Origin of the sequence: Stenotrophomonas sp. TWI1151, from assembly GCF_039673135.1 — a bacterium.
Classification (GTDB): Bacteria; Pseudomonadota; Gammaproteobacteria; order Xanthomonadales; family Xanthomonadaceae; genus Stenotrophomonas.
The window spans coordinates 1-13,220 of record NZ_JBDJLA010000012.1; the positions used below are offsets into that span (position 1 = coordinate 1).

The following is a 13,220-nucleotide window of genomic DNA, read 5'->3' on the forward strand; positions in this document are numbered from 1 at the left end:
TTAGCCCGGGGTCGCCTGGGGTCGGCGCGGCCTCGGCCCCCCCCCCCCCCCCCCCCCCACGACCGGTCTGGTCAGCGTGCGGCCGCCGCGGCCTTGCGCCGCTTGCGACGGCGCCACAGCGCCACGACCACGGCACCGACCGCCCAGACCACCACGCCGACCGGCACCAAGGCGGCGATCGCGCGGATCACGAAGGCGATGCTGGTGGTGAAGATCGCCCCGAACTCACTGAACGCCTTGCCGATTTCGCTGCGGCTGCGCTGCCCGGCCGGGCCTTCGAAGTGCATCGTCACCAGCTGGGTGTCGATCCGCCGGCGTTGCTGTGCCGCGTCCTTGTTGGCCTGCTCCAGCCCCGCCTCGATCTCCGCCATGCGCTGCGAGACCGCCAACAGGTCGGCCACCTTCATGTCACTGCGCTGCTGATACGCCTGCAGCTGCGCGTGTTCTTTCTGCAACCGCGTCTGGGTCAGCGCGGTATCGGCCACCTGCTGGGCCAGATCTTCGGCATGCGTGTTGCGCGAGGCCACATCGCCGCCTTCACCAGCCAGGGCGATGATCGGTTCCACGCCCTTGGGCGCGATGCGCACGCGGATGGAGCCGGAGCGGGTTTCACCGCCTTCCTCGCCTACCTGCAGCACGGCACAGTCCCCGAACCGGTTGCTCTGGCAGGCCGCGGACACGGCCTTGACCCGCTCACTGATGCGCTTGGCATCCAGCTGGATGCGGATGTCGTGTTCATACGCCAGGAACGCGCCCTCGGGGGACGCCACGGCCCCGGCGGCCGCATCGGCGGCGTAGTTCGGCCCGCTGCGGCCACAGGCCACCAGGACCAACAACAGCATCCCTGCCAGCCCGGCGCGGGCCCGTCCTTTCCACTCGGTCACAGTGCAGCTCCATCAAAAGCGGTGATCTTCACGGCGCATGGTAATCCAATGGCACGGGGACAACGGCGGCCATCGGCCCTATGCTCGGGGATTGTCCCCAGTACAGGAACACCGATGCGCCAGCATCTGCTTGCCCTCGCCCTGATCGCCGCCCTTGGTGGCTGCCAGCAGGCCGACTCCCCGACGCCCACCACCGGCACCGAAGCGGCCATCCCGGCTGGCGATGCCGCGGTCGATGCGGCCTTCGCCGATCTGTCCAAGCGCGCCCTCGACACCTGGATGCAGCTGTCCCCGATCAGCGCCACGCAGATCGGCGACCACCGCTACGACAGCGAGATCGACGACCTGAGCGCGGCCGGCCAGCAGAAGGTGCTGACCGCATACAAGGCACTGCTGGGCGATCTGGACAAGATCGACGTCAGCAAGCTCTCGCGCGAGAACCAGGTGGATGCGGCGATCCTGCGCAACCAGCTGCAGTCCGAGGTCTGGACCGCGGAAGTGCTGCAGTCGCCCAAGTGGGACCCGCAGATGTACAACGGCATGGCCGGCAGCGCGCTCTACGGCCTGATGGCGCGTGAGTTCGCCCCGCTGCCCGACCGCCTGAAGTCGGCGACCGCGCGCATGGAGAAGCTGCCGCAGATCTTCGCCCAGGCCCGCGAGAACCTGGACCCGGCCCGCGTTCCGAAGATCCATGCTGAAACCGTGGCCAAACAGAACCGCGGCATCCTGAGCATCGTCGATACCTTCATCACCCCGCACATCGGTGAGCTGCCGGCCGAGGACCAGAAGCGCCTGCAGGCCGCGATCGAGGGCTTGAAGAAGGCTGTCGACGAGCAGCAGACCTGGCTGGACAAGACCCTGGTGCCGAACGCCAAGGGGGACTTCCGCATCGGTGCGGACCTGTACGACCAGAAGCTGAAGTTCGCGCTGAACTCCTCGCTCTCGCGCGCCGAGATCGGCGAGCGCGCGCGTGCCGAGCTCAAGCGTGTGCGCCAGGACATGTACGGCATCGCGCAGACCGTGCTCAAGGACAAGCCGGGCGCGCCGGCGCTGCCGGCCAACCCGAGCGATGAGCAGCAGCAGGCCGCCATCGAAGCCGCGCTGGAGCTGGCCTATGCCGACAAGCCGGCCCGCGACAAGGTGGTTGACGACGCCAAGGCCGCGCTGGAGCAGTCCACCGAGTTCGTGCGCAAGCATGACCTGATGACCCTGCCCGATTCGCCGGTCGACATCATCCTGATGCCGGAATTCCAGCGTGGCGTGGCCGTGGCCTATTGCGACTCGCCGGGCCCGCTCGACAAGAACCTGAAGACCTTCTACGCGGTCTCGCCGATCCCGGACGACTGGACGGACAAGCAGGTCGATTCGTTCCTGCGCGAATACAACAGCCGCATGATCCACCTGCTGAGCATCCACGAAGGCACCCCGGGGCATTACCTGGAAGGCTGGCACTCGGGCAAGTTCCCCTCCACGCTGCGCGCGGTGCTGCGTTCGGGCCTGTTCGCCGAAGGCTGGGCGGTCTACACCGAGCGGATGATGCAGGAGCAGGGTTACCTGGACAACGATCCGCTGTTCCACCTGGTGCAGCTGAAGTTCTACCTGCGCACCATCTCCAACGCGATCCTGGATCAGGGCGTGCACGTGGACAACTGGACGCGTGAGCAGGCGATGCACCTGATGACCCACGATGCCTTCCAGCAGGAAAGCGAAGCCTCGGGCAAGTGGGTGCGTGCGCAGCTGACCTCCGCGCAGCTGCCGACCTACTTCGTCGGTGCGCAGGAACACTTCGATACCCGCAAGGCCGTGCAGGACAAGCAGGGCGCGAAGTTCAACCTGAAGGCCTACCACGACCAGATGCTGTCCTACGGCGCCCCGCCGGTGCGCTTCGCGCGCCAGCTGATGCTGGACCAGCCGATCGAGTAAACCCGCCTGGTTCCTCGTCAGACAGGCAACGGCCCGGTGCGAACCGGGCCGCTTTTTTATGTGGGGTTTCGTAGAGCCGGGTTCTACCCGGCTGCCTGCGCCACGCAACAGCAGGACCAGCCGGGTAGAACCCGGCTCTACGCGGGGAGCAGCCGACTGACAGTCGGCTCTACCCCCCGGCAGCGTCGGCACCGGTTAGGCATCGGCGGCGACGAAGCCCCCGGTCTGCCGCGCCCACAGCCGCGCATACAACCCGCCCGCCGCGATCAGCTCGGCGTGCGTGCCGGTCTCCGCGATGCGGCCCTGATCCATCACCACCAGCCGGTCCATGCGCGCGATGGTGGACAGGCGGTGCGCGATCGCGATCACCGTCTTGCCGGTCATCAACTCGTCCAGGTTGTCCTGGATCGCCGCTTCCACTTCCGAATCCAGCGCCGACGTTGCTTCGTCCAGCACCAGGATCGGGGCGTCCTTGAGCAGCACCCGCGCGATCGCGATGCGCTGGCGCTGGCCGCCGGACAGTTTCACCCCGCGCTCGCCGACGTGCGCGTCGTAAGCACGGCGCCCTTCCCCATCGACCAGCGTATCGATGAAGGCCGAGGCGCGTGCCTTGGCCACGGCGGCATGCAGCTGCGCCTCGGTTGCATCCGGACGCCCGTACAGCAGGTTGTCGCGGATCGAGCGGTGCAGCAGCGAGGTATCCTGGGTGACCACGCCGATCTGCCGGCGCAGGCTCTCCTGGGTGACACCCGCGATGTCCTGGCCGTCGATGCGGATCTGCCCGCTCTCCAGGTCGTACAGTCGCAGCAGCACGTTGACCAGGGTCGACTTGCCGGCACCCGAGGGACCCACCAGGCCGATCTTCTCACCGGGTTTCACCTGCAGGTCCAACCCGGCGATCACGCCCCCGCGTTTGCCGTAATGGAAATGGATGTGATCGAAATGCACGGCGCCCTGGCTGACCACCAACGGCACGGCGTCGATACGGTCCTGCACGGTCAGCGGCTGGGAGATGGTGGTGATGCCGTCCTGCACCGTGCCGATATCTTCGAAGATGCCGTTGATGGTCCACATGATCCAGCCGGACATGTTGTGGATGCGGATCACCAGGCCGGTGGCCAGGGTGATTGCGCCGACGGTGATGTGGCCGCCGTTCCACAGCCACAGCGCCAGGCCGCAGGTGCCCACGATCAGGAAGCCGTTGACGATGGCGATGGTGACTTCCAGCCCGGTGGTGACCCGGGTCTGGCCACGGTGCTTGGTGGCCAGTTCGTCGATCGCCTCGGCCACGTAGGCCTGCTCGCGCCCGCCATGGGCGAACAGCTTCAGCGTGGGCACGTTGGTGTAGCCATCCACAATGCGGCCCATCGCTTTGGAGCGTGCTTCGGAGGCGATCCACGCGCGCTCTTTGGCCCGCGGCACGAAGTACCACATGATCACCGCGTAGCCGGCCATCCACAGCCCCAACGGAATCATCAGCCGCCAGTCCGCCTGCGCGAACAGGTACAGCGCGGTGCCGGTGTAGACGATGATGTACCAGAGCGAATCGACCATCTGCACGGCCGATTCACGCAGCGACGTACCCGTCTGCATGACCCGATTGGCCATGCTGCCGGCGAAATCGTTCTGGAAGAAGCTCAGGCTCTGCCGCACCACATAGTTGTGCATCAACCAGCGCGAGCGGTTGCTCAGCCCCGGTACGATCGCCTGGTTCACCAGCAGGCTGTGCAACGACACCAGCAGCGGGCGCGCGATCAGGGTGATGCCGGCCATCCACATCAGCGTGTTGGCATGCCGCGCAAAGAAATCGCTGCCGGGCTGCTCGGCGACCATGTCCACGATGCGGCCAAGGAAATCGAACATCGCCACTTCGACCAGCGCCAACAGCAGGCCGGCGATCAACGTGGCCAGCAGCACCGGCCACACCGGGCGCAGATAGTGGATATAGAACGGCACCACCTTGCGCGGTGGCATGCGCGCATCGATCGGCGGGAAAACCGGAATCAGCGATTCGAACCAGCGGAACATCGCAGTGCACCAAAAACAAAACAGGCCGCGATTATCCCACCGCGGCCTGTCCTTTTACTCTCACCTCCATCACACGCCGGCGACGGGGTTCAGCCCTTGGCCTCGGGCGCGATCGGTGTCAGCAGCAGGTCCTGGAAATCGAAACTGAAATCGGTCAGCGAGGACGCCGCCTGCATGCGGACCTCACGGACGTTGCCGTCCGGATCCAGACTGAAATTCACGAAGGCGTCGGCATTGAGTGACCGGTCGTCCCAGCGCACCAGGAAGGTATCGTGCTGCCAATGCTCCAGCGTGCCGATCAACTGCGCGGTCTTGCCGAAGCGCAGGCGCAGCTTGCCGCCCTGCTGCTCAACGAATACATCGCCGTACCATGCGTCGCGGTAGCCCCCTGCGTAGCGCGCCAGTGGCAGCGACAGCTTGGATCTCGCATCACGTGCGGCCTGGTGCTTGGCCCAGCTTTCGTCTGCCTTCTCCTGTGACTTGGCAACGGCAGCGGCATACGCGGCGACCCAGTCGGTGGCCGGGGCCTGCAGATAGGCATCCAGCGCTTCCATCGTGATGGCATTGAAGGCCGCGCCGACTTCCTGGTTGGTGAGCACCACGATGCCCAGCTTGTGCTCCGGCACCAGGGTCACGCGCGACACCATCCCCGGCCAGCCGCCGGTATGCCAGACCAGCTTCTGGCCGCGGTAGTCGCTCAGGCTCCAGCCTTCGCCATAGCCGGCGAAGTTCGGCCGTGCGGCCGCCAGCTGCGGCACGCTCGGTTCGGGCACGACCTGAGGCGTAATCATCTGCCACATCGCCTGCTGGGTCTTGGCGGTGAACAGTGGCTGCCCGTTCTCCAGCATGCCGTGGGCCAGCTGCACGTTCATCCAGCGCGCCATGTCGTGCACGCTGGAATAAATGCCGCCGGCGCCGGCATTGTTGGACCAGGTCAGCGGCGCGACGGTGCGCAGCTGGCTGAAATCGTACTTGGCGTGACCGACCGCGGCGTTGTCGCCGGGCTGCAGATGATCGGCGTTGTAGCGGGTGCCTTGCATGCCCACCGGGGTGAAGATGTGCTGCTGCAGGAAGTCCGCATAGGTCTGCCCGGACACCTGTTCGATCACCTGCTGGGCGACCGCGTAGAGAATGTTGTCGTAGGCATAGCGATCACGGAAACCGGCCTTCAGCGGCACCTTGCCCAGCCGCTGCACCACCTCCTTGTTGCTGTAGGAGGTGGTCGGCCAGAACAGCAGGTCGCCCGCGCCCAGGCTCAGGCCACTGCGGTGCGAGAGCAGATCGCGGATGCGCATTTCGCCGGTGACGTACGGATCGGACATGCGGAAGCCGGGCAGATGATCGATCACGCGATCCTCCATCTTCAGCTTGCCCTGCTCGGCCAGCAGATTCAGCGCGGTGGCGGTGAACGCCTTGGTGTTGGACGCGATCGCGAACAGCGTATCGGCCTGGACCGGATCCGGCTTGCCCAGCTCGCGCACCCCGTAGCCGCGCTCCATCACTACCTTGCCATCCTTGACCACCGCCACGGCGATGCCGGGGATGTCGAACTCGGCGCGGGCGCGTTCGATGGTGGCGTCCAGCCGCTGCAGTTCGGCCGGCACGGCGGCCGATGCCAAGGGTGCGCATGCGAGCAGCACGGCGCCTCCGATCCAGGATGTGTTCAAGCAGTGTCTCCGGTTGCGTGTGGCGGGGGCGTCGAGGGTGTCGATGCCCCGGTTTCGCACGATGGTAACGCGGCCCGGATCAGGCTCGCCTGTGCCAGAAGGAGGCCCGCCATGACCGCGCCCGCCGAGACCACCGCCACGATCATTCCCTGCCTGCGCTACCGCGATGCACACGCCGCGATGGCGTGGCTGCAGCGCGCGTTCGGCTTCCAGAAACAGGCGGTGTATGCCGAGGGCGATATCGTCCACCGTGCCCAGCTGGTGTATGGCCACGGCATGATCATGCTCGGCTCGGTCGACAACGCCAGCGAGTGGGGCCGCTACAGCGTCCACCCGGACGAGGTCGGCGGTCGGCAGACCCAGAGCGCCTGCGTGATCGTGGCCGATCCGGATGCGCACCATGCGCGCGCCGTCGCCGCGGGCGCGCAGATCGTCATGGACATCGCCGACCAACCGTATGGCGGCCGCGGCTATGCCTGCCGCGATCTGGAAGGTTACCTGTGGTGGTTCGGCAGCTACGACCCGTGGGCCGACCATGCGGGCGGCGCATGAGCACACCGCCTGGCACCATCCGCACCGGCATCGGCGGCTGGGTCTTCCCGGCATGGCGCGGCGGCACGTTCTATCCGGCCGGGCTGCCGCAACGCGAAGAACTGGCCTACGCCAGCCAACAGCTGGGCTGCATCGAGATCAACAGCACGTTCTACCGTGCGCAGAAGCCGGCCATCTACGCGCAGTGGCGCGAGCAGACGCCAGCGGGCTTCCGCTTCTCGGCCAAGGCGCCGCGCACGATCACCCAGACCCATGACCTGACCACCGTTGGTGAACGCGCCGAGCGCTTCATCGAGGGCATCAGCGTGCTGGAGGACCGGCTGGGACCGCTGATCTGGCAGTTCGGCGACAGCCATCCCGCCGGTGCGGACGAATTCGAGCAGTTCCTGGGCATGCTCCCGCGCAAGATCGACGGTCGGCTTCTGCAGCATGCACTGGAGGTACGCAATCCCGCCGCATGGACGCCGGCGCTGTTGGCCGCTGCCCGCGCCCACGGTGCAGCGCTGGTATTCAGTGGCTCGGATGAGTACCCCAGCTTTGCCGACCCGACCGCGGGGTTCATCTATGCGCGGCTGATGCGCTCGCGCGCCAACCTGCGCGCCGGCTACCCGGCCAGGGCCATGGAGCAATGGTGCCTGCGTGCGATGCGCTGGGCCCGCGGCGAAGACAATCCGGACCTTCCCCACCTTTGCGCCGAACGCCCCGCGCAGCCACCGCGCGAGGTGTATATGCTGTTCATCGGTGCGGCCAAACAGCGCAATCCCGGCGCGGCGATGGCGCTGCGCGACCAGCTGCAGCTGCTTGGCGGCAGCTGATGGGTTAGCGGTTCCGGCGGCGCGCCGCCAAGGCACCATCCAGCCACCACAGCAGCGCACCGCACACGACGAACACCACCGCCACGGACAGCGCATTGCGCGCAACCAGCGCGATGCCCAGCGCGCCCAGGTCCAGGAAGGGATACGGGTACTGCCCACTGAGCCGCCCGACCAGCAGGGCCCAGCCGAGGTAGACCGTCGGCAACGCCAGTGTGCTGAGCAACCCACGCCGATGCAGGCCGCCATGCGGCCCGGCCAGCCAGCCAAGCAGATACAGCACGGGCACCGCGTAATGCAGGCCGGCATCGGCCCACCATTGCGCGCCCTGCGGGTGCCACAGCGGACGCAGGATGATCACGTAGATCAACCCGGTGATGCCGATGAACAGCGCCACCGCCGCGCGCGGGACCGGGCCGGCCAGCCCTTCACGGCGGCCCCGGGCCAGTGCCAGGCAGACCGCGGCGACGCCGATGTTGCTCAGGATGGTGAAGTAGCCCAGGTAGCGCAGCGTCGCGTCCGCAGCCCCCAGGCCGGGCGTGCGCAGCAGCAGGTGGTACTGCAGCAGCAGTACCACCACGGCGACCGCGGCGGTGAGGCCGGCCAGGGCACGCAGGGCGTGCGGCAGTCCGGCGGAGACAGGGGCGATGGGCAGGCGCGTCATCGCCGCAGAATGCCATGACCCCGCGCGGGATCGCGTGGAGGGCATCCTTCGCGGCGCGGCTTGTCGCACAATAGACGGATGCCGATGACCGATACCCGCAGAGCCCTGCTGCAAATCCATTTCTGTGTGCTGCTGTGGGGCGTCACCGCCATCCTTGGCAAGCTGATCACCCTGCCCGCGCTGCCGCTGGTGTGGTGGCGCATGTTGCTGGTGGTGGCGATGCTGGCCCTGGTGCCGCGCGTGTGGCGCGGGCTGCGCCAGCTGTCCCCGCGGCTGGTCGCCGGTTACTGCGGTGTGGGCGCGCTGGTCGCGCTGCACTGGCTCACGTTCTATGGCGCGGTGAAGCTGGCCAATGCCTCGGTGGCGGCGACCTGCATCGCGCTGGCGCCGGTGTTCACCGCGGTGATCGAACCCTGGGTGGCCAAGCGCCCCTTCCAGTTCCGTGAGCTGGCCTTCGGGATCCTGGTCCTGCCGGGCGTCGCGCTGGTGGTGGGCGGCGTGCCCGATGGCATGCGCCTGGGCGTCCTGATCGGCGCGCTCTCGGCGCTGCTGGTGGCGATCTTCGGCTCACTCAACAAGCGCCTGGTCAGTCATGCCGACCCGCTCACCGTGACCGCGCTGGAACTCGGTGCGGGCACGCTGACGCTGACCCTGCTGGCGCCGGTACTGCCCTTCCTGCTGCCGGCCCTGGCCAGCGACCTGTGGGTGATCCCGGACCTGCACGACGGCCTGCTGCTGTTGGCCCTGGCCGGGCTGTGCACGCTGCTGCCGTTCGCGCTCGCGCTGGTCGCCCTGCGCCACATCAGCGCCTACACCTCGCAGCTGGTGACCAATCTTGAGCCGGTCTACGCGATTCTGCTGGCGATGGTGCTGCTCAGCGAGCAACGGGAGCTGACCCCGCTGTTCTATGCCGGCGTGGCGATCATCGTGGGGGCGGTGTTCCTGCACCCGCTGCTCGACCGCCGCCGGAAGGTGCAGCACCCGGAACTCCTGGCGACGTCCGAGGCACGCAACATCGCCGATTGAGCGGGCGTACCGGCCAACACCCTGTACCTGCCGCGGATACGGCCCGTGCGCCTCAGTCGGCGCGGATGACCCGGTTGCGCCCCTCGCCCTTGGCCCGGTACAGCGCCGCATCGGCGCGGGCCAGGGTCTGCTCGATCGCATCGCCGTGGCGGTGCGCGGCCACCCCGATGCTGATCGTCAACGGCAGGCCCAGCGGCAGATCGGCTACCGCCATGCGCAGGAAATCGCACTGCAGCTCTGCCGTGGCCAACGGCGTGTCGGGCATCAGCACCACGAACTCTTCGCCGCCATAGCGCGCCGCCAGGCCATGCCCGGCGAAATGCGCGCGCAGCAGCCGGGCCAGTTCGGCCAGCACGTGATCGCCGGTGGCATGACCGTACAGATCGTTGACGGTCTTGAAGTGGTCGATGTCGAGCAGCGCCACAGCGGTCGCGCGCGGGTGACCATCGGCATCCACCACCGCCGCCTCCAGCGCGGTGCTCATCGCGCGGCGGTTGGGCAGGCCGGTGAGCGGGTCGGTGCGGCTCTGTTCGGCCAGGTCGGCGTTCTGCTGTTCCAGCAGTTCGTTGTACTCGGCCAGGCGCTGCTCGTACCAGGCGCGATCGGTCATGTGCTGCTGTATTTCATGCGCATACCGGCGCAGCTCCATCACCAGCGAAACCTGCCGCGACAGCGCCGACAGGGCATCGCGCTGGCCGGGGCTGAGCTGCCCGGGGGCGGCATCGAACACGCACAGCGTGCCCAGGGGCAGGCCGTCACTGCTCAGCAGCGGCGCGCCCGCATAAAAACGGATATGCGGCTCATCGACCACGACCGGGTTGTCGAAAAAGCGTGGGTCGGTTCGCGCATCCTCGACCACCATCACCTGGTCCGGCTGCAGGATGGCGTGACCGCAGAAGGAGATGTCCCGGCTGGTTTCCGGTGCGTCCAGCAGCTGCCGCGCCTTGAACCACTGGCGCTCCTGGTCGACCAGGGTCACCGCGCCCATGTGGGTGCCGCACAGCGCGGTGGCGATCGTGACCAGATCATCGAAGGACCGCTCGCGCGGCGTATCCAGGATCTGATACCGCTGCAGCGCCAGCAGGCGCTGTGCTTCGTTGTCCGGCTTGGACGGCTTGATCATCGTGGCAGGCGGTGGCGTGTGCCGGATCAGTCTAGCCCGGGTACGGTGTCACGGCGTGACGCACAGCATCACCAGTCCAGCTGTTTGGGCAGCAGGCCTTTGAGCTCGGCATCGGTGAGATTGCGCCACTGCCCCGGCTTGAGCGCACCGAGTTTGATGTTGTCGATGCGCACGCGGCGCAGCTGGGTGACCCGGAAGCCGAACGCGGCCGCCATCAGGCGGATCTGCCGGTTCAAGCCCTGCTGCAGCGTGATCCGGAACCCGAACTTGGCCAGCTTGCTGGTCCGGCACGGCAGCGTGACCTCATCGCGGATGCGCACGCCGCGGGCCATGCCACGCAGGAACTCATCGGTGACGGCCTTGTTGACCGCGACCATGTATTCCTTCTGGTGCCCGTTCTCGGCGCGCAGGATCTGGTTGACGATGTTGCCGTTGCTGGTCAGCAGGATCAGGCCTTCGGAATCCTTGTCCAGGCGGCCGATCGGGAAGATGCGCTGCTCGTGGCCGACGAACTCCACGATGTTGCCCTTGACCGAACTTTCGGTGGTGCAGGTGATGCCCACCGGCTTGTTCAGCGCGATATAGACGTGCTTGCGGCCGCCGGCCTTCTTCGCTTCGCGCGCGCGCAGCGGCTGGCCGTCGACCAGCACCACGTCCTGTTCGCCCACCACCGCACCGGTACCGGCCGGATGGCCATTGACGGTGACGCGGCGTTCGCCGATCAGGCGGTCGGCTTCGCGCCGGGAACAGAAGCCGGTGTCGGCGATATGCTTGTTGAGTCGGGTTGTCATCGGCCCATTATCGGGCAAAAGGCGGTCGCTGCTGCGTTTTTCCGCGTGCCGGCGGTTCAGGCCGGCAGCGGATCGCCGGCGGTCGTGGTGCGCTCGCCGTCATGGATCTGGTTGCGACCGTTGCGCTTGGCGCAATACATGGCGTGGTCGGCCCGGCGCAGCAGCCCGGCCAGGTCGTCGCTGCCCGGCTTGAGCACGGCCAGGCCGATGCTGGCCGAGACCGTCAGGCCGGGAATGCCGAGTGTCTGGGTGACTGCGGCCACCTGCTGGCGCACCGTCTCCAACCGCGCCACGGCGGCGGCATGGCCGGCGCCGGGCAACAGCACCAGGAATTCTTCGCCGCCCATCCGGATCACATCGTCGTGATTGCGCACCGAGCCGCGCAGCGCGCGCGCCACCGCGACCAGGACCTGATCGCCGACGTCGTGGCCGAACTGATCGTTGATGTTCTTGAACAGATCGATATCCAGGAAGCCGATTGCCAGTGCATGCGGTTCCTGGCGTGCCCGTTCCAGGTATTCGGCGAGCAGGCGCAGGCCGGCGCGGCGATTGGGCAGGCCGGTCAGCATGTCGGTATCGGCGAGCTGGCGCATTTCATCGCGCTGGCGGCGCAGCCGGCCCAGCCGCAGGTTCAGTGCATAGGCGGCCATCATCAGGAACCAGGTCGCCGACAGCTGCAACGCTTCGATCCGGTACGCTACCAGCCATTGCGCATCCAGCGCATCGGCCCCGATCATGATCCACCAGGGGGCCAGCGCGGCCAGCCCCGGCAGTGCATGCGCATCGCGCTGCCACAGCCCCCACAGGCCTGCGCCGAGACACAGCGTGCAGCCCGTGAGGAAGACCCACTCCAGCAGCTCGGACACCACGGCCAGGCCGTCCGGCCCCCACAAAGGCACGGTCAGCCCCATGGCCACCAGTCCCCATAGCACCGCATGCTGGGCCGGGCGGGAGCGCGGCCAGCGGCGATCGCCGCCGTTCAGTCGCCACAGGATGGGCAGCAGCAGCGCTTCGCTGAACGCGCTCAGCGCGACCAGCCACCACGAGGCGTGTTCGTGCACGGGCAGCCACGGCTCGGGATAGCCGCTCAAGCCCCCCAGCACCGCCTGCCACAGCACGAACACCCCGCACGCGCCGACATACACCAGGAACGAGCGGTCGCGGGTGGTGACCCACCCCATCATTGCCGACAGTGCCAGCGCGATCGCCACCGCGATGCAGGCGGCGCGCATCAGCAGCCGTGCCGTATCGTTCTGCTGCACCGGGCTCGGGGCCCCCAACTGGATGGTCGGCACCCAGCGCGGCTTGAGCGGGCGTGTCCAGGAGACCACGATCGGCTCATGGTTGCCGGCCTCGGGCACCACCACCAGCCCGACCCCTGCACGGAAACGCGAATCACGGGTACGCGCATCGTGCATGCTGCCGCAGATCTCGCGGTCACCGTGGCTGATGCGGACCTCGCCGGTGAGCACGCCGAACACATCCACGGCCTGGGGCTTGCCCGACCAGCCGGCGGCCGGGGCCGGGATGGACAGCACTTCCTGGTGGCGTGCCAGCACATCCGGGGTGCACGCGCGCTGGGGGGTGACCGCATCGGTCGCCCCGCCCAGCAACAGGAAATCCTGCCCCACGCGCGGGGCCGCCTGCAGGCTCCAGGGCAACAGCCACAGCAGCACCAGCGCAAGCGCCATCCACCCGATTGAATACCCGCCCCCGTTGCTCACACTGCGCCCTGCCCGCCCGTGATCGC

Annotated in this window: 11 protein-coding genes; 4 read left to right on the forward strand and 7 right to left on the reverse strand. The window is 67.6% G+C overall.

Going from position 1 to position 13,220, the window contains the following annotated elements; all coding sequences use genetic code 11:
- Positions 1 to 71: 71 nt before the first annotated feature.
- Complete coding sequence (locus ABE422_RS14075) at positions 72 to 842, reverse strand: DUF4349 domain-containing protein (RefSeq protein WP_313210880.1); 771 nt, start codon at positions 840 to 842, stop codon at positions 72 to 74.
- A gap of 156 nt (positions 843 to 998) precedes the next feature.
- Between ABE422_RS14075 and ABE422_RS14080 the strand changes: the two genes are divergently transcribed.
- Positions 999 to 2,807, forward strand: a complete 1,809-nt coding sequence (locus tag ABE422_RS14080; RefSeq protein ID WP_313210819.1) for a DUF885 domain-containing protein — start codon at positions 999 to 1,001, stop codon at positions 2,805 to 2,807.
- A 195-nt stretch (positions 2,808 to 3,002) separates the two neighbouring features.
- Here the strand turns inward: ABE422_RS14080 and smrA are convergent, their stop codons facing one another.
- Together smrA and ABE422_RS14090 are read right to left on the reverse strand one after the other, a co-directional pair.
- On the reverse strand, positions 3,003 to 4,835 hold the full coding sequence (gene smrA, locus ABE422_RS14085) for a multidrug efflux ABC transporter SmrA (protein ID WP_346483184.1): 1,833 nt from the start codon (positions 4,833 to 4,835) through the stop codon (positions 3,003 to 3,005).
- Between the two features lie 89 nt (positions 4,836 to 4,924).
- Positions 4,925 to 6,502, reverse strand: a complete 1,578-nt coding sequence (locus ABE422_RS14090) for a serine hydrolase (protein ID WP_346483185.1) — start codon at positions 6,500 to 6,502, stop codon at positions 4,925 to 4,927.
- 111 nt (positions 6,503 to 6,613) lie between these two features.
- Between ABE422_RS14090 and ABE422_RS14095 the strand changes: the two genes are divergently transcribed.
- Positions 6,614 to 7,054, forward strand: a complete 441-nt coding sequence (locus ABE422_RS14095) for a VOC family protein (protein WP_346483186.1) — start codon at positions 6,614 to 6,616, stop codon at positions 7,052 to 7,054.
- Entirely contained in the window at positions 7,051 to 7,869 is an 819-nt protein-coding gene (locus ABE422_RS14100; RefSeq protein ID WP_346483187.1) for a DUF72 domain-containing protein, read from the forward strand. Before ABE422_RS14095 ends, ABE422_RS14100 begins: the two co-directional genes overlap by 4 nt.
- A 4-nt stretch (positions 7,870 to 7,873) precedes the next feature.
- Here ABE422_RS14100 and ABE422_RS14105 read toward each other — a convergent pair whose 3' ends face one another.
- Positions 7,874 to 8,530, reverse strand: coding sequence for a Pr6Pr family membrane protein (locus ABE422_RS14105; protein ID WP_346483188.1), 657 nt, complete (start codon positions 8,528 to 8,530; stop codon positions 7,874 to 7,876).
- Positions 8,531 to 8,608: 78 nt separating this feature from the next.
- On the opposite strand from ABE422_RS14105, the gene ABE422_RS14110 reads away from it, so the two are divergent.
- Positions 8,609 to 9,556: a DMT family transporter gene (locus ABE422_RS14110; protein ID WP_346483189.1), complete on the forward strand. Its 948-nt coding sequence runs from the start codon at positions 8,609 to 8,611 to the stop codon at positions 9,554 to 9,556.
- 52 nt (positions 9,557 to 9,608) lie between these two features.
- On the opposite strand, the gene ABE422_RS14115 is transcribed toward ABE422_RS14110, so the two are convergent.
- The 3 genes from ABE422_RS14115 to ABE422_RS14125 all read right to left on the reverse strand — a co-directional run bounded on the left by ABE422_RS14115 (position 9,609) and on the right by ABE422_RS14125 (position 13,161).
- Positions 9,609 to 10,679 carry a sensor domain-containing diguanylate cyclase gene (locus ABE422_RS14115; RefSeq protein ID WP_313217701.1) on the reverse strand — a complete coding sequence of 357 codons (1,071 nt, stop codon included), beginning with the start codon at positions 10,677 to 10,679 and terminating at the stop codon, positions 9,609 to 9,611.
- 68 nt (positions 10,680 to 10,747) lie between these two features.
- The gene (locus ABE422_RS14120; protein ID WP_019184431.1) at positions 10,748 to 11,470 is read right to left on the reverse strand and encodes a pseudouridine synthase; all 723 of its coding nucleotides are present in this window, start codon (positions 11,468 to 11,470) and stop codon (positions 10,748 to 10,750) included.
- A gap of 56 nt (positions 11,471 to 11,526) precedes the next feature.
- Entirely contained in the window at positions 11,527 to 13,161 is a 1,635-nt protein-coding gene (locus tag ABE422_RS14125) for a diguanylate cyclase (protein WP_346483190.1), read from the reverse strand.
- Positions 13,162 to 13,220: the final 59 nt, after the last annotated feature.

Coding starts and splice junctions, on each gene's coding strand:
- ABE422_RS14075 (WP_313210880.1), bottom strand. CDS start 842: ATGCTGTTGTTGGTCCTGGTGGCCTGTGGCCGCAGCGGGCCGAACTAC.
- smrA (WP_346483184.1), bottom strand. CDS start 4,835: ATGTTCCGCTGGTTCGAATCGCTGATTCCGGTTTTCCCGCCGATCGAT.
- ABE422_RS14095 (WP_346483186.1), top strand. CDS start 6,614: ATGACCGCGCCCGCCGAGACCACCGCCACGATCATTCCCTGCCTGCGC.
- ABE422_RS14080 (WP_313210819.1), top strand. CDS start 999: ATGCGCCAGCATCTGCTTGCCCTCGCCCTGATCGCCGCCCTTGGTGGC.
- ABE422_RS14110 (WP_346483189.1), top strand. CDS start 8,609: ATGCCGATGACCGATACCCGCAGAGCCCTGCTGCAAATCCATTTCTGT.
- ABE422_RS14100 (WP_346483187.1), top strand. CDS start 7,051: ATGAGCACACCGCCTGGCACCATCCGCACCGGCATCGGCGGCTGGGTC.
- ABE422_RS14115 (WP_313217701.1), bottom strand. CDS start 10,679: ATGATCAAGCCGTCCAAGCCGGACAACGAAGCACAGCGCCTGCTGGCG.
- ABE422_RS14120 (WP_019184431.1), bottom strand. CDS start 11,470: ATGACAACCCGACTCAACAAGCATATCGCCGACACCGGCTTCTGTTCC.
- ABE422_RS14105 (WP_346483188.1), bottom strand. CDS start 8,530: ATGACGCGCCTGCCCATCGCCCCTGTCTCCGCCGGACTGCCGCACGCC.
- ABE422_RS14125 (WP_346483190.1), bottom strand. CDS start 13,161: ATGGCGCTTGCGCTGGTGCTGCTGTGGCTGTTGCCCTGGAGCCTGCAG.